The sequence below is a fragment of the Stenotrophomonas sp. YJH_SMC_36 genome (assembly GCF_059369935.1).
Map to the genome: position 1 here is coordinate 154,807 of NZ_JCAFTD010000004.1, position 14,583 is coordinate 169,389.

At 68.0% G+C, this 14,583-nt stretch carries 15 protein-coding genes; 13 read left to right on the forward strand and 2 right to left on the reverse strand.

The annotated features are described in order from the left end of the window. The first annotated feature begins 3 nt into the window (after positions 1-3). The 4 genes from AC5P76_RS09290 to AC5P76_RS09305 all read left to right on the forward strand — a co-directional run bounded on the left by AC5P76_RS09290 (position 4) and on the right by AC5P76_RS09305 (position 3,338). On the forward strand, positions 4-417 hold the full coding sequence (locus AC5P76_RS09290; RefSeq protein WP_053516303.1) for an ExbD/TolR family protein: 414 nt from the start codon (positions 4-6) through the stop codon (positions 415-417). A 39-nt stretch (positions 418-456) separates the two neighbouring features. Next, entirely contained in the window at positions 457-1,122 is a 666-nt protein-coding gene (gene tolA / locus AC5P76_RS09295) for a cell envelope integrity protein TolA (RefSeq protein ID WP_253118530.1), read from the forward strand. A 42-nt stretch (positions 1,123-1,164) separates the two neighbouring features. Beyond that, positions 1,165-2,910: a putative porin gene (locus AC5P76_RS09300; protein WP_253118529.1), complete on the forward strand. Its 1,746-nt coding sequence runs from the start codon at positions 1,165-1,167 to the stop codon at positions 2,908-2,910. A 98-nt stretch (positions 2,911-3,008) separates the two neighbouring features. Further along, positions 3,009-3,338, forward strand: a complete 330-nt coding sequence (locus AC5P76_RS09305) for a hypothetical protein (protein WP_065182343.1) — start codon at positions 3,009-3,011, stop codon at positions 3,336-3,338. Here AC5P76_RS09305 and AC5P76_RS09310 read toward each other — a convergent pair. Next, the gene (locus tag AC5P76_RS09310; protein WP_065182342.1) at positions 3,335-3,748 is read right to left on the reverse strand and encodes an OsmC family protein; all 414 of its coding nucleotides are present in this window, start codon (positions 3,746-3,748) and stop codon (positions 3,335-3,337) included. The genes AC5P76_RS09305 and AC5P76_RS09310 overlap by 4 nt on opposite strands. A 222-nt stretch (positions 3,749-3,970) precedes the next feature. Here AC5P76_RS09310 and AC5P76_RS09315 point away from each other — a divergent pair, with 222 nt between their 5' ends. The 7 genes from AC5P76_RS09315 (at position 3,971) to AC5P76_RS09345 (ending at position 13,336) form a co-directional block, all read left to right on the forward strand. Beyond that, a complete protein-coding gene (locus tag AC5P76_RS09315) occupies positions 3,971-4,471 on the forward strand; it encodes an RNA polymerase sigma factor (RefSeq protein WP_053516292.1) in 501 nt (166 codons plus the stop codon). Positions 4,472-4,553: 82 nt separating this feature from the next. Beyond that, entirely contained in the window at positions 4,554-5,510 is a 957-nt protein-coding gene (locus tag AC5P76_RS09320) for a FecR family protein (RefSeq protein WP_253118528.1), read from the forward strand. Positions 5,511-5,681: 171 nt separating this feature from the next. Next, positions 5,682-8,816, forward strand: coding sequence for a TonB-dependent receptor (locus AC5P76_RS09325; protein ID WP_253118527.1), 3,135 nt, complete (start codon positions 5,682-5,684; stop codon positions 8,814-8,816). 54 nt (positions 8,817-8,870) lie between these two features. Then, positions 8,871-9,635 (forward strand): Slam-dependent surface lipoprotein, encoded by a 765-nt coding sequence (locus AC5P76_RS09330; RefSeq protein WP_053516287.1) that lies wholly within the window; start codon positions 8,871-8,873, stop codon positions 9,633-9,635. A 91-nt stretch (positions 9,636-9,726) separates the two neighbouring features. Then, entirely contained in the window at positions 9,727-11,181 is a 1,455-nt protein-coding gene (locus AC5P76_RS09335) for a surface lipoprotein assembly modifier (protein ID WP_180875251.1), read from the forward strand. 145 nt (positions 11,182-11,326) lie between these two features. Beyond that, positions 11,327-11,731 carry a response regulator gene (locus AC5P76_RS09340; RefSeq protein WP_065176179.1) on the forward strand — a complete coding sequence of 135 codons (405 nt, stop codon included), beginning with the start codon at positions 11,327-11,329 and terminating at the stop codon, positions 11,729-11,731. Positions 11,732-11,740: 9 nt separating this feature from the next. After that, positions 11,741-13,336, forward strand: coding sequence for a sensor histidine kinase (locus AC5P76_RS09345; RefSeq protein WP_253118526.1), 1,596 nt, complete (start codon positions 11,741-11,743; stop codon positions 13,334-13,336). Positions 13,337-13,365: 29 nt separating this feature from the next. Here AC5P76_RS09345 and AC5P76_RS09350 read toward each other — a convergent pair whose 3' ends face one another. After that, a complete protein-coding gene (locus tag AC5P76_RS09350) occupies positions 13,366-13,590 on the reverse strand; it encodes a hypothetical protein (protein ID WP_053516280.1) in 225 nt (74 codons plus the stop codon). Positions 13,591-13,756: 166 nt separating this feature from the next. Between AC5P76_RS09350 and AC5P76_RS09355 the strand changes: the two genes are divergently transcribed. Together AC5P76_RS09355 and AC5P76_RS09360 are read left to right on the forward strand one after the other, a co-directional pair. Beyond that, a complete protein-coding gene (locus AC5P76_RS09355) occupies positions 13,757-14,173 on the forward strand; it encodes a baeRF12 domain-containing protein (protein WP_053516277.1) in 417 nt (138 codons plus the stop codon). Positions 14,174-14,178: 5 nt separating this feature from the next. Continuing rightward, positions 14,179-14,502, forward strand: a complete 324-nt coding sequence (locus tag AC5P76_RS09360; RefSeq protein ID WP_197600041.1) for a thioredoxin family protein — start codon at positions 14,179-14,181, stop codon at positions 14,500-14,502. Positions 14,503-14,583 lie beyond the last annotated feature (81 nt).

The following is a 14,583-nucleotide window of genomic DNA, read 5'->3' on the forward strand; positions in this document are numbered from 1 at the left end:
GTCATGGCCCAGAAGGCGAAGTTCGGCATCAAGAAGCGCGAGAAGGGCATCAACGTGACGCCCTTCGTCGATGTGCTGCTGGTGGTGCTGGTGATCTTCATCCTCACCAGCAACGCCTCCATTCCCGGCATCGAGGTCAACCTGCCGAAGGCCAGCAACAGTGTGGCGCTGGAGAAGCCCAAGACCAAGGCGATCACCATCGATCCCAGTGGCCAGGTGTTCCTTGACGCCTACCCGGTGACGATGGCCGAGCTGGAGGACCGCCTGCGGACAGAGCGCGCGACCTCGCCGGACTTCCCGGTAATCGTGCGTGGCGACGCCCAGGTGCAGTACGCGCGCGTGGTCGAGGTGCTGGATCTGCTGCGGCGGCTGGAACTGGCCCAGGTTGGCCTGGTCACCGGCAAGGCACAGGGCTGAGGCATGACCGGCCCTCATTCCCCACGGCCGGAGCCCGGCATGCGTGGCCGCCCGCTGCTGGTGACCGTCGCGCTGGTGCTGGCGGCGCTGCTGGTACTGGGCGCCGTGCTGTGGTGGCTGCTGTTCAAGGACACGGCCAGCACCCGCCGCCCCGTGGTGCAGCCGCCGATGCTGGCGTTGCCACCCCCGCCGCCACCCCCACCGCCACCGCCTGAGAAGCCCCCCGAACCGGAGACCCCGCCGGAGGAGACCCTGCCCGAGCCGGAGCCGCTGGATCAGCCGACCCCGGCCGAGGAGCCGACGCCGACGCCGGACAATACCGACCCGGTGACCATGAACGCCGACGCGCAGGCGGGCGGTGACAACTTCGGCATCCAGGCGGGCAGTGGCGGCGGCGCGTCCGGTACCGGTCGCGGTGGTGCCGGCAATGCCACCTATGGCCGCTATCTGGGTTACCTGATGCAGCAGGCGATTGCGCGCGATGCGCGGGTCAAGCGCCTGGCCTTCCAGTTGCAGGTGAACGTGTGGCTGGCGCCGGATGGGCGCCTGGAGAAAGTCGAGCTGGTGCGCGGCAGCGGCAATGAAGAGGCCGACGCCGCCGTGCTCGACGCGCTGCGCCAGATCGGCCGGGTGGACCAGCCGCCGCCACCTTCACTGGACTTCCCCGCGCGCGTGCTTGTGCAGGGCCGCAGGCCGGGGGCGTGAACCGTGATTTCCCCGATTTCCCTTCTTCCGATGAGAACCGTGATGAACAACCACGTCCGCGCTCGAACCGACTCCCGCCCGTCGCGGCCGGCCCGACGGGCGCTGCTGTGCTGCGCTGTGCTGCTCAGCCTGGCGGCGCCGGCCGGTGCAATGGCTGCTGAGACCACCATGATCAAGCTGATCAAAGGCCTGATGGCCAGTGGCGCGCTCAAGCCCGAGGACGGCCAGGCGCTGCTGGTGCAGGCCGAAGCCGAGGCAGCAGCAGCCCAGCGCGGTGCTGCCGGTGCTGCATCGGCCAGCAGTGGAGGCATCGCGCTTGAGGCGGGCGATGTGCGTGTGCCCTATGTGCCGCAGAGTGTCCGTGATGGCATCCGCGACGAAGTGCGCCAGGACGTAATGGCGCAGGCGAAGGCGGAGGGCTGGGCGGCGCCGAATGAGGTCGCCGAATGGACACAGCGCATCAAGGTGACCGGGGACGTGCGTGTGCGCAGCGAGTCGCGCTTCTATGGCGATGACAACAGCGGCATCGTCAGCAACTGGGCCGCGGTCAATGCGGGCAGTGGATTCGACACCAACACCAATACCAACCTGCAGCTGCCGCCCTTGCTCAACACCCGACAGGACCGCCGTAACCTGTGGCGCATCCGCGCCCGCCTGGGGGTCGAGGCCATGATCGGCGATCACACCACCGCTGGCATCCGACTGGCCAGCGGCAGCAGCAATGGCCCGGTGTCCACCACCGAGCAGCTGGGGGGCGGCCTGAGCAAGAAGGACGTGTGGCTCGACCAGGCGTGGCTGGCCTACAGTCCGGCCGACTGGCTGACCGTGCGTGGTGGCCGTTTCGGCAATCCGTTCTGGAGCAGCGACACCCTGTTCTCCAACGATCTGAATTTCGATGGACTTACCGCCAACCTGAAGTACGGGTTCGGCGACGGCGATCTGGACCTGTTCGGCACCCTTGCCGTGGCGCCGCTGGAGTACACCTCGGACAGCCTGCAGAGCCGCAGCGGAGAGAAGTCGCCGAACGAGAACAAATGGCTGTCCGGCGCGCAGGCTGGCGTGAACTGGCGCTTCAACGACGACAACGCACTGCGGGCCGCACTGGGCTACTACGACTTCAAGAACATCAGCGGTCGGCTGTCCTCGCCCTGTGCCCTGTACTCCGGCGCCGTCGGCTGCGACACCGACTGGTCGCGCCCGGCGTTCATGCAGAAGGGCAACACCCTGATGCTGATCCGCGACATCGCGCTCAATCCGATGGATCCGGCCGGCACGCCGACGCCGCAGTATGTCGGCCTGGCGTCCGCCTTCCGCCTGGCCACGCTGAACCTGCGTTGGGATACCCGGCTGGCGCAGGACATCGGACTGCGCCTGGAAGGTGACTTCATCCGCAACCTGGCGTACGACACGCGGGCGATGTTCCGCCGCGCGAACAACGGCATCGTCAACAATTTCGGTGCGGGTGACGCTCCCGGCATCGATACGTTCCGCAGCGGCGACACCGCGTGGATGCTGCAGGCAACGTTCGGCGCCATCGATCTGAAGGAGAAGGGGCAGTGGCAGGCACTGCTGGGCTACAAGCGGATCGAGGCCGATGCGCTGCCGGATGCCTACAACGATCCGAACTTCCATCTGGGTGGCACCAACGCGCGCGGCTATTACGTGGGTGGTGCCTATGCGTTGGACACGCGCAGCTGGATCAGCGGCAAGTGGATGGCTGCCAAGGCGGTGTCGGGCCCGCCGCTGGCGATCGATGTGTTCCAGCTGGAGTTCAACACCGGCTTCTGAGCCGCCAGCGATGACGGGCCGGCACGAAACGTGGCGGGGGTGCAGCGATGCGCCCGTCTAGGGAAAGGAGACCACGCGTGGCAACAAGGAGGAGTGTGATGAGCCGTCGCAAGCTGTTCGAAAATCCCGGGACGTCCAGCCAGATGCTGGGCATCGGTCCGGCCTATGTCTCGGTGGAGGGCCTGCGCCAGCACCTGGCCGAGTTCCTGCTGTACGCCGGCCGCCCGGTGGTGATCATGCGCGGGCGCAGCGAGGTGGGCTATTTCCTGCCGTCCCGCTGCTGGCGCCAGCGTGACGACGATCCGCTGGCGGCCGCCGCGGCCAACCAGATGCTGGATGCCGCGGGTTTCCAGGCCGAGGACATCCAGCAGGTGGAGCGGGAGTTCAACGCGATGCGCCGGCGCACCGTGCTGCATCCCCGCCGCTAGCACTTTCCGGGAGCGGCGTTCTGGCCGCGTTCGCTGGTGATGCGCGCCCCTTCGCGCATCACCAGGGTGACCGGGGTCTTCTCGACCACCTCCAGCAGGCGCTGCCACTGGGCATCGTCCAGCGCGGCGCTGGCATGCAGTATGCGGTGCACATGGAAACGACCATCAGGATCGCGCTCCGAGCGCAGTTCGGCATGGAACTCACCCAGCTCCCAGCCCTTGCGCTGGGCGTACATGCGCAGGGTGATGGCGGTGCAGGCGGCCAGTGAGGCCAGGTACAGGTCGAACGGGGCGAATCCCTTGCCCTGGCCACCCAGCGAGGCCGGCTCGTCGGCGTTGACATCGAAGGTGCCGTTGCTGATGTGGTGCAGATAGTTGTCAGCCGTCGAGACAATGCGTGCGTAGGCCATGGGCTTCTCCTGTGCGGGGGATGTGGGGCCGGATCAGGCGCGGTGCCGCGCGACCATCACCGGTGATGATCGGGTGGCAGGGCTATCGTGACAATGGGACTGACGATCCCGGGAGTGGCGGGTGCCGTGGTGCGGGCTGGGCGTGATGGGGTGCCGCGCCCTACAATCACGTCCCGGACCGTCGCCATCACGCCCATCATTCCCCGGTCCGGCCTGGCACCTATGTCTCCCAATGCCCTGGCGCTGGTCGAGCTGTTGATCCGCGAGCGCCGTGCGTTGTCACGCTTCATCGCGCGCTACCTGGACCCGGCCAGCACCGAGGACACCCTGCAGAACCTGTACCTGAAGGCCAGCAGCGTGCCCGGCGATCCGCCGATCCTTGAACCGCGCGGTTACCTGTACCGCATGGCGTACCACCACGCCCTCAACCGCAGCCAGGCCGACGCACGTGAACGCCGGGCGATGGCCGAGTACGCGTGCGAGGTCGGCGATGCCGTTGGTGGTGAGCAACAGGCGCTGGACCAGGCGCAGCTGCGCGAGATCACCCGGACCATCCTTGCGCTGCCGCCGCAGGTGCGGGAGTGTTTCGTGCTCAACCGCTACCTGGGCCTGAGCGAGCGTGAGATCGCCGCCCGCCTGGGCATTTCCAAGAGCCTGGTCGGCAAGCATGTGCTTCGCGCCGCAATGCTGATCCAGCAGCACCAGCAGGGCGCACGCCGATGACCTGCAATTACCGTGGGCAGAGGCCGCCCGCCCTTGTCACAACAGTCACGCGCACCGGTTCGTGGTGCGACAGGCTACGACCATGACCACGTCCGAACCCTCGCCGCGACAGGCCAGGCAGGCGTTGCGCTGGGTGATCCGGTGCAGTGCAGGCCCGTTGCCGGACCGGCAGCAGCGGGCCCTGCAGCGATGGCTGCAGGCCGATCCGCGCCATGCCTTGGCCTGGCGCCGCCAGCAGGCATTCTGGGACGGCCTGGACGCGGCTGGGCCGGAGGTGCTGGCCGCACTGCCGGCACTGACCTCCGATCGCCAGGGCCTGCGCCCGATCGCCCCGCGCAGGCGCCTGTCCTGGTGGTGGGCCAGCGTGGCCGCGGTGGTGCTGGCGGTCCCAGCCCTCCCCGGGGTCGCATTGTGGGCGCGCAGCGATCTGCGTAGCGGCGATGCACCCCGTGTGGTGCAACTGGAGGATGGCAGCACGGTCGTGCTGGATGCCCGCACCGCGCTGGCCGTCGCATTCGATGGGGATCAGCGGCAACTGCGGCTGCTGCGCGGCCAGGCGTGGTTCCGGGTCGCGCATGAAGCGCGGCCGTTCCGGGTCGAGGCCGGCGGTGGCCTGGTGCGCGACATCGGTACCGCGTTCAGCGTTTCGTTGCAGGACGCGGTGGTGACCGCCCAGGTCAGCGAAGGGGTAGTGGACGTACATCCCGGTGATGGCAGCCTGCAACGGCTGCATGCAGGGCAGGCACGCGCGTTCCGTGACGGACGCTGGCTGCAGCCGGTGAGCAGCCTCGCCAGCGACGCGGTGGCACCCTGGCGGCGCGGTGAGGTTGCCATCGACGATCTGAGCGCGGCACAGGCCATCGAACGGTTGGCGCGCTATCGGGCCGCACCGGTCTGGGTGCTGGGGACAGAAGCGGAGCAGATCCGCGTCAGTGGCCTGTTCCATCTGCGCCAGCCGGACCCGGCCATCTCCGCAGTGGCGGCCCAGGCGGGCCTGCGCGTGCAGCGGCTGCCGGGTGGCGCGCTGGTGGTCTGGTGATGCCGGCAGGTTTAGATCGCGATGAAAAAAGCCTGAAAAAAGCGTGGGCAGCCTGCAGCGTGCGCTGTCTATAGAGGTACAGCCAGAGCGAAACACCGTTTTTCCTCAAGCCAGACACACCACCGGCAGCGGCTGTGCCCGTGGTTTCCCCACGCTTGAGGAGTTCCGTCCATGCCGTCCACGGCGTCTGCCTGTCACCGTCGCGCCACCACACTGGCCCTGGCCATCTGCACCGCACTGCTGCCGCTGGCCCGGGTGCCGGCCGCGCAGGCGCAACCCAGCACAGCGGCGGCGCTGCGCCAGTACGCCATCCCGGAGCAGTCGCTGGCAGACGCGGTACGCGCGTTCGGGCGCCAGGCCGATGCGCAGGTGGTGTTCCGCAGCGACCTGGTCGAAGGGCGTCGTTCCAGCGCAGTGCAGGGCCAGTACAGCCAGATGCAGGCGCTGCAGCGGCTGCTGCAGGGCAGTGGGGTGCGTGCCCAGCGAGGCCTAAATGGCACCTGGAGCCTGCGCGCCGCGGCGGACGCAGCGCAGGCATCGGCCGAGGGGGAAGGGGTGCGGGTGACCGATACGCTGGACGTTGCCGGTCGCCTGCAGCCGGAAGGCGGCGAAGCGCGCGATCGCCGTGGCTATGACGACGTGTTCGCGCTGGACCTGACCACGGTGTATTCGGGGCGGGACCGGGTGGAGCGCTTCCGCGGCGCCAACCCGGCCGACGTGGTCAAGGATCTGGTCGGCGTTTTCAGCGGCGATGCGCGCAACAGCGGCGCGCTGGACATCAACATCCGCGGCATCCAGGGGCCGGGGCGGGTGCCGGTGAGCATCGATGGCGGTGAACAGGCCCTCACGGTCTGGCGGGGCTACAACGGCGTCAGCAACCGCAACTACATCGATCCCAACCTGATCGGTGGCATCCAGGTCATCAAGGGGCCCGGCCTGGTGCGTGACGTGCACAGCGGCATCGGCGGCGCGCTGGTCATCAGGACCATCGACATCGATGACGTCGTGGCGGCCGGCGAACGCTTCGGCGGGGAGCTGAAGATCGAAGGCAGCAGCAACGCGGTGGCGCCACGCCTGCCACGCCTCCACAGCGGCGAGGACTACCGGACGGTGCCGGGTTTCCCGCAGGGGTCGCCGAACTCGCCCTATGACGACCGTACCCTGGTGGTGCCGGTGCAGTCGCGCAGCGGCAACAATCCGTTCGATGGCGAGGACCAGGCGTGGCGACTGGCGCTGGGCCTGCGCGGCGAGACGGTGGACGTGATGGCGGCCTATGCCTGGCGCCGGCGTGGCAACTATTTCTCCGGCAGCCAGGGCAGCGACTACTACGACCAGGACCCACGCGAGCAGTACGAGTACCAGGGCATCGACTACATCACCACGCTGGCCCGCTACTTCAAGCCGGGTGATGAAGTGCCCAATACGTCGAGTGAACAGGAGTCGTGGCTGCTCAAGGCGACGTGGCAGATCAATGACGACCAGCAGCTGAAGGCGAGCTGGCGGCACACGCTCTCGCACTACGGCGAGATCATGCCTTCGCGCATCCTGTCGGCGCCGGACTACGGCCGCATCCAGTGGCCGTTGAGCCGCGTCGACTCGGATGCCTGGAGCCTGGAGTATCGCTGGCAGCCGGCCGGCAGCCGCTGGCTGGATCTGTATGCCAATCTGTGGCGCACCGAGACCGACAGCGATACCTATACCGCGGGCGGCTTCCCCAACTTCGCGCCGGGCAATCCGCAATGGGACCCTGAAGCCAGCCCGATCCTGCGCAACACCGCTCTGGCCAACGCGCGCAACGATCGCACCGGCCTGACGGTCAGCAACCGCTTCGCGTTGCACTCCAGCCTCGACCTGACCGTAGGGGGCAACTGGCAGTACGAGAGCCTGGGTTCGCGCGATCCCTACTTCGGCACCACTGATGGCTGGCGCATGTTTCCGCGTGCCGGCCGCCGCCAGGAGGGCGAGGGCTACCTCAACCTGGAATGGCGTCCGCTCGATGTCATCACCCTCAGCGCCGGCGTCCGCTACAGCCGCTACTGGGCCTTCGACGACTTCCTCGACGCGCACCCGGAGCTTCTGACCAAGGGGGTGGGCAGCAAGCAGGCTACCTATCGGGTCAACGAGCTGCCCGAGAGACCGGCCAGCCTGCAGGCGGAGATCGATGCGCTGGAAGCAGAACGCGAGTTCTGGGAGAGCATCGGCATGGGCTCGGTGATCGATGATTCGATCCGGGGACTGCTGGCCTATTACGAAACACCGCAGGCAGTGGAGCACAACATCGCGTGGCTGCCCGACGCCAACGGCAACTATGCCCGCGCCACCAACCCGTGCCTCAACGGCGAGGTGGCTGCGATCCCGGGCGTGCTGCCGTTGTTCGCCGGCAGCGACCTGGTCTGCAGCATCGGCAACACCGTGCAGGCGCGGCCGGTGGATGGCAGCAACCGGCGCCAGCGCGATCACGCGTGGCTGCCCACTTTCTCGGCGACGGCGCATCTGTCGCCTGCCGCGCGCATCTACCTGCGCTACAGCGAAGCAGTGCGTTTCCCGAGCATGTTCGAAAGCACCATCGCCTTCTCCAGCAGCCTCAACCCGCTGTATGACCTCAAGCCGGAGCATGCCTACAACTACGAGCTGGGTTACGTGCACGACCTGTCGGCGCTGTTCGGAAACACCGCCGATGCCGACGTCAAGCTGGCCTATTACGTGCACAAGACCCGCAACGTGATCGAGCGCGATGCCTACTTCCTGTTCGACAACATCGACAAGCAGACCATCCGCGGCATCGAACTGCAGGCGCGCTTCGACAACCGCCGCTTCTTCACCGATCTGGGCATCGCCCGCACGCTGGAGAACGAGGTCTGCGACGAGAGCAGTGCCGTGCTGCTGGATGCCAACCGTGGCCTGGTCCCGAACTGCGTGCAGGACGGGTTCGTCAGCGGCTACCTGCTGACCCAGGCGATTCCGAAGCTGTCGGTCAACGCGTCACTGGGCACCCGCCTGTTCGACGAACGACTGGAGCTGGGCAGCCGCATCATCCACTACCGGCGCCACGAAAACCCGGACCTGCAGGCCTACCGCGACCGGTTGCTGGCCGGTGGCAGCAGCCTGCTCTGGCAGAACGTGCCCTTCACCTGGGGAAACATCACCACGGTGGATGCGTATGCGCGGTGGCGCTTCAACGAGCACGCCAGCGTGGAGCTGGTCGGCAGCAATCTCGGCAACCGCTACTACGTCGACCCGGCCACGCGGTCCACGCTGCCGGCGCCGGGCCGCACCCTCAAGCTGGGCATCACCGCACGCTTCTGAGCACCTGCATTCAAGCGTTGTACCCGTAGTTCCCTCAACCCAAGGAGCAACACCATGAAAATGATCTCCCGTTCCGTCCTGGCGGTCGCCGCCTCCTTCGCCCTGGCCGGCGCGGCGCAGGCAGCCGACATCGTCGGTGCGGCCAGCCCGGTGACCGATGCCGAGCTGTATGTCGCCGTCGGTGATTCCCAGGTCAACGGTGGCCCGCACTCGGCCGGCAAGGCCGGTATCGGCGTCGGCACCGTGTCCAACGCCCGTCGCGTCGATTTCCAGGGCCTGGCCAGCTATTCGGTGCCGACCACCGTCAATGGCACCACCGTGCGCACGCTGGCCATGCCGATCACCGGTGCGCCGGGCAGCCACTCGGGCATGGGCCACTTCAACTTCGTCAAGGTCGGCAGTGGCGATGTCTGGTTCGGTGAATGGTCCAAGGACGGCGCCGCAGGTGGCTTCAACAACCGCCAGGTCTACTTCGTCGGCGACCGTGCCGGCACCACCCTGCCGGCCGGCGTGGCCACCTACAGCGTGGCTGGCCTGAACAAGTTCAACGGCAGCAACCTGCTCAGCGGCACCTTCCGCGCCAACTTCGGCACCGGCACTCTGCTGGGCGGCCTCAGCGGCGGTGGCCTGTCGGTCAACATCAACGCCACCATCAACAGCGCCACCGCCTCGTTCGCGGGCGCGGCCACCGCCAACGGTTCGGTCAGTGGCACCACCCAGGGCCAGTTCTTCGGTGCCAATGCCGCCACCCTGGCCGGTATCGCCACCTTCGCCGGCAACAGCCAGTACGACACCGCCTTCGGCGGCAGCAAGAACTGATCGCCACGCCCCTGACGGGGCAGGGCAGGGACAAGCCGCGATCCGCCAGTCCCTGCTTCGGCCCGCTGCATCGCTTCACACCGGATCGACCATGCGCCTCCCTCTTTACTGCCTCCTTCTGCTGGCGCTGACCGCCACGGCGCACGCCCAGCAGGATGACCTGCGCCGCGTGCTGGAGCAGGGCAACGACGTGCGCCATCAACGCCAGGACCAGCAGCGGCTGCAACAGGCCGAACCGGATCGGCCGACCGTCACCCTCGATGGCCGGACCCTGCGCGTGGAGCGCACGGTCGACGACCTGGGCCAGGCGCTGTACCTGTCGTTGCAGCACCAGCAATGGCCCGCCGCGCAGGCCTTCCTGCACGAGTACATTGAACTTCCCGGCCATGACCCGCTGCTGCGCCACTACGCGCAGGGCGCGCTGGCGCGGGTTGCGGGCGAGCATCATCGCGCGGCCCTTGAGTACGAGGCCCTGCTGGCCCGGCAGCCGGATTTCCTGCCTGCGCGGCTTGAACTGGCGCGGGTCTACGCCGAGGACCAGCGTGACCGGGAGGCGACGTCGCTGTTCACCGCGATCGCCGCCGACATCGATGACCGCGACCCTGCCACCGCCGGCGTGCGCGGCCGGGTGCAGGGGTATCTGCAGGCGCTGCAGGCGCGGCGGCGCTGGAAGGGCGCACTGTCCGCCGGACCTGCATGGAGCGACAACATCAACCGCAGTTCGGCCAGCCGCACCTGCCTGTTCGGCGTGGGCGAGGACTGCATCATCGAGCGCAGGTTGCCCGATGCCCAGCGCGCACCGGGGGTGGACTACGACGGCAGCCTGGAACGCCGCTGGGCACTGGCCGGCCACCACGGCCTGTACGTGCGCGGGTTGGCCTTCGGTCAGGCATGGAAAGACAACCGCGCCTACAACGAACTCAACGCCACTGTGCAGGTGGGCTACAGCTGGCGCAGTGCGCGGCACACCCTGCTGCTGGCCCCCGGCTACGACTATCAGGCACTGGGCAACCGTACCCTGCAGGGCGCCGCAGGCGCGCATGCGGAATGGCAATACGCACTGGACCCGCGCAGCCTGCTGAAGCTGGAGGCGGACTGGAAGCGCCAGCGCTATCGGCAACCGGGGCTGGCCGACAACTACGATGGCGCGATGGGAGCACTGTACGCCACCTGGTTCCGTGCGCTCACTGCGCGCTGGACCGTCTTCGCCGGCATCGATTTGGCCGACAGCGGAGCGGCCGACGCAGCCAATGCCTATCGCCAGCGCGGCCTGCGCGTCGGCGCGGCGCGGCAGTGGAGCGGCACGACTGCCACGCTGTTCCTTTCGCTGCGCGAGCGCAGCTACGATGCCTGGAGTCCGCTGCTGGAAGCGCGCCGGCACGACGACGAGCAGAACCTCATTGCGCTGGTACGCAGCGAACGGCTGGCGGTGGCAGGCCTGGTGCCCAGCCTGAGCCTGCGCTACACCCGCATCGACAGCAATGTGGACTGGCTGTACAGCCATGACCGCAGCCTGCTGAGCCTGAAATGGGAGCGTGCGTTCTGACCGCGGGCCGGGCACACAGCGTGTTTGGCCGAGGTGAATGCGATCTCGCTGTTGTCTTCATCCGTCATCACGCGTTCTTGTAGGGCAACTCGCGCATCCTGCGGGCATTGCGGCCGGATGGGCCGCGCGTGTCAGGGAGTACAGCGTGCTGGAGTCGGGCGATGAACGGGAGGGGCTGCAGGGGTTGCGGGTGCTGGTGGCCGAAGATGAATTCGCCATTGCGATGTTCCTGGCCGACTATCTGCAGCTGAAGGGCGCGCACGTCGTGGGCCCGGCCGGTGACCTGCGCGAGTTGGCGCGTCTGGTCGATGATCACCCGATCGACGTCGCCCTACTGGACATCAACCTGGGAGGTGAGCAGGTGTACCCGCTGGCCGACCGCCTGTCCGAGGCGGGGACGCCGTTCCTGCTGACCTCCGGTTACGACGACAACCTGCCGAGCCGCTTCGCCAGCGCGCCGCGCTGCCCCAAGCCCTACCATATCGACGCGTTGGCCCGGCAGCTGGCCGGACTGGTCGCCGCACCGCGGGCTGCTGCGGGCAAGGTCTGACTGCGCGGCATGGGCCGGCGATTGGATACCGCTGCTCCCTCGTCCGTGCGCGGCACAGCACCTCCGGCGCATCGTCTGGGTGGACTGCATGACGGCATGGATGCGCGCATCGCGCGCCATGACTGGTCAGGGACGCCGCTTGGCCCGACTGGGCGGTGGCCGGCGCATCTGCGCGCCACCGTGGACATGATGCTGGCTCATGGGTTTCCGATGATCATCCTGTGGGGCCAGGAGCTCATCCAGCTCTACAACGACGGCTATGCCGAGATCCTTGCCGACAAGCATCCCGCTGGCCTGGGGCAGCCCACCCGCGACTGCTGGCCAGAGGTCTGGCACATCAACGGGCCGATCTACGACCGGGTCTGGCAGGGTGAGACCGTCACGTTCGAGGACAAGTTGTACCCGCTGGCCCGGCAGGGCCGGCTGGAGGACGTCTGGTTCACCATCACCTACAGCCCGCTCCGCGGCGAGGAAGGGCAGGTGGGCGGTGTGCTGGTCACCATGTTCGAGACCACGGCAGCGCACGTGGCACAGGCCGCGCGTGAGCGCGAGGAGCGGCGGCGGCAGGAGAGCGACCGGCGCTTGGCGCTGGCGTTCAAGGTACTGCCGGTCGGCTTGTGCATTGTCGATGCGCAGGGGCGGATGCAGCTGTCGAACGACCAGATGCGCGCCTATCTTCCCAGCAGCCAGGTGCCCTCGGCCGATCCGGTCAACCAGCACCGATGGCAGGGCTGGCATGCCGATGGCAGCCCGATCGCACCCGAGGATTTCGCCATCGCACGGGCCCTGCGCGGAGAAACCGTGGTGCCCGGACTGGAGTTCCAGTTCACCCACGATGATGGGTGTGTCCGCTGGACGCGGGTCGCGGCGGCGCCGCTGCGAGATGTCGACGGCGAGGTGACGGGCGTGTTCGCCATCGCGGTGGACATCGATGATCTCAAGCGTGCCACCGAGCGGCAGGCGGTATTGCTGGCCGAGCTGCAGCACCGCGTGCGCAACATCATGGCCACGATCCACGCCATCGCCTGGCGCACACGCGAGTCGGTCGACAGCGTGGACGAGTACGCTGACCGCCTGTGCGCACGCCTCATGTCGCTTTCTCGCACGCAGACCCTGCTCACCCGCAGCGCCAATGCCGGGGTGAGCCTGCGTGGCATGCTGGACCAGGAGATCGCGGTGCAGGGACACGCGCCCGACGGATTCCTTCTGCAGGGCGAGGAGGACGTGCTGCTGCCGCCCAAGGTGGCCGAGGTGCTGTCGCTGGCGGTCCATGAACTGGCCAGCAACGCGCTCACGCACGGCGCATCGGTGCACAGCGATACGCGGATCGAGGTGTCCTGGTCGATGCAGGACATCGACGGTGAAGCCTGGCTGGACCTGCACTGGTGCGAGCGGCGCGCGGTGAACGACGACTGGGTCGTCCCTTCGCATCGCGGGCTGGGTCGGGCGCTGGTCGAACAGCGCATTCCCTACGAGCTTGGCGGTAGCGGCGAGCTTGCGTTCTCACCCCAGGGCGTGGATGCGTGGATCCGCTTGCCGCTGCGCGAGCGCGACAGCCTGCTGCAGACCGATGCCACCTCCAGCCTGTCGCCGCCGCGCGGGTAGCGCCTGCGTTCCTTCAATGGCTGGCCGGGTCAGTGCGTGGCGGCTGCGCCGATCAGGGTGCAGGCGAGCGCCATCGCGACCGGTACCGCCAGATGACGCGTCGCCAGCGCGGTGCCCGTGGTCATCAGCGAAGCCAGGGCAATGCCGAGCGCGAGCACCGGCTGGCCCTGCAGGAACTGGTGGATGCAGCCGGCGCATCCAGCGACGGCCAGGCCAACGGCGAAGCAGACATGGAGCAGGGAGGCAGCATGCATGGGGGGGTCCTCGCGGTGATGCCGTGGGTAGCGGCCGGCGCCGGGGCAAGTTGAGCCGCGATCTTCCATTCCAACGAATGGATCACATTGTGTGCGCGCCACGGTTACGGCGGGCGACCTAGGGTGGTGCTGCAGAAACATTCGAAACCCGTACGAGGAGGCAGCGATGGCACGAACGATTCCCGAGGGGACGCTGGTGGTGGTGGCCGATGGTGGTTCGGCCCGGGTGTTCACCAATGTCGGCAGCGCGCAGCAGCTCACGCTGAAGCAGGAGGGCGAACTGCGGCTGCAGGACATCAGCGAGACGGGCGTCTCCGGGCAGGGCCCGGCCGGTGCCGTTCCCAAGGACATGTCCATCGCCCAGCTCAACGAAGCGACCTTCGCCAAGCAGGTGGCCGAACAGCTCAACGAGGATGCGCTCAACAACCGCTATGCCCACCTGCTGCTGGTGGCCGACCCCACCACGCTCGGACGGATCCGTCCGCTGCTGCACAAGGAGACGCAGGCACGGTTGCTGGGCGACATCGCCAAGGACCTGACCAACGCGCCGCTGGCAGACATCCAGCGCAGCCTGGCGGGGTAACGCCTGTGCCCTTCATGCGCCCGCACCTGTCCAGCGAGCCGTCACGCGCCGAAGTGGAGGCGCGCGACGGCTGGCAGCTGCTGGAATTCGGTGCGCCCTGGTGCGGCCATTGCCAGGCGGCACAGCCGGCGCTGCAGGAGGTCGTGGAAGCACATGATCTGGCGCACTGGAAGATCGAGGATGGGAAAGGGCGGGCGCTCGGGCGCTCGTTCCAGGTGAAGCTGTGGCCCACGGTGATCCTGCTGCATGACGGCCGGGAAGTGGCACGCGTGGTGCGTCCGCGCGTGCGTGCCGATCTCGCCGCGCTGGAGGGCGCGCTGCCCGACTGAGGGCACGCTGCACCGGGGACTGCGGCCGCACTGCAGCATGCGATGCACGGGCACTGGTGCTAGCATCGGTACACCATCTGA

Excerpts from the sequence above, each read along its gene's own strand:
- AC5P76_RS09290 (WP_053516303.1), top strand. The coding sequence starts at position 4 with ATGGCCCAGAAGGCGAAGTTCGGCATCAAGAAGCGCGAGAAGGGCATC.
- tolA (WP_253118530.1), top strand. The coding sequence starts at position 457 with ATGCGTGGCCGCCCGCTGCTGGTGACCGTCGCGCTGGTGCTGGCGGCG.
- AC5P76_RS09300 (WP_253118529.1), top strand. The coding sequence starts at position 1,165 with ATGAACAACCACGTCCGCGCTCGAACCGACTCCCGCCCGTCGCGGCCG.
- AC5P76_RS09305 (WP_065182343.1), top strand. The coding sequence starts at position 3,009 with ATGAGCCGTCGCAAGCTGTTCGAAAATCCCGGGACGTCCAGCCAGATG.
- AC5P76_RS09310 (WP_065182342.1), bottom strand. The coding sequence starts at position 3,748 with ATGGCCTACGCACGCATTGTCTCGACGGCTGACAACTATCTGCACCAC.
- AC5P76_RS09315 (WP_053516292.1), top strand. The coding sequence starts at position 3,971 with ATGTCTCCCAATGCCCTGGCGCTGGTCGAGCTGTTGATCCGCGAGCGC.
- AC5P76_RS09320 (WP_253118528.1), top strand. The coding sequence starts at position 4,554 with ATGACCACGTCCGAACCCTCGCCGCGACAGGCCAGGCAGGCGTTGCGC.
- AC5P76_RS09325 (WP_253118527.1), top strand. The coding sequence starts at position 5,682 with ATGCCGTCCACGGCGTCTGCCTGTCACCGTCGCGCCACCACACTGGCC.
- AC5P76_RS09330 (WP_053516287.1), top strand. The coding sequence starts at position 8,871 with ATGAAAATGATCTCCCGTTCCGTCCTGGCGGTCGCCGCCTCCTTCGCC.
- AC5P76_RS09335 (WP_180875251.1), top strand. The coding sequence starts at position 9,727 with ATGCGCCTCCCTCTTTACTGCCTCCTTCTGCTGGCGCTGACCGCCACG.
- AC5P76_RS09345 (WP_253118526.1), top strand. The coding sequence starts at position 11,741 with ATGGGCCGGCGATTGGATACCGCTGCTCCCTCGTCCGTGCGCGGCACA.
- AC5P76_RS09350 (WP_053516280.1), bottom strand. The coding sequence starts at position 13,590 with ATGCATGCTGCCTCCCTGCTCCATGTCTGCTTCGCCGTTGGCCTGGCC.
- AC5P76_RS09355 (WP_053516277.1), top strand. The coding sequence starts at position 13,757 with ATGGCACGAACGATTCCCGAGGGGACGCTGGTGGTGGTGGCCGATGGT.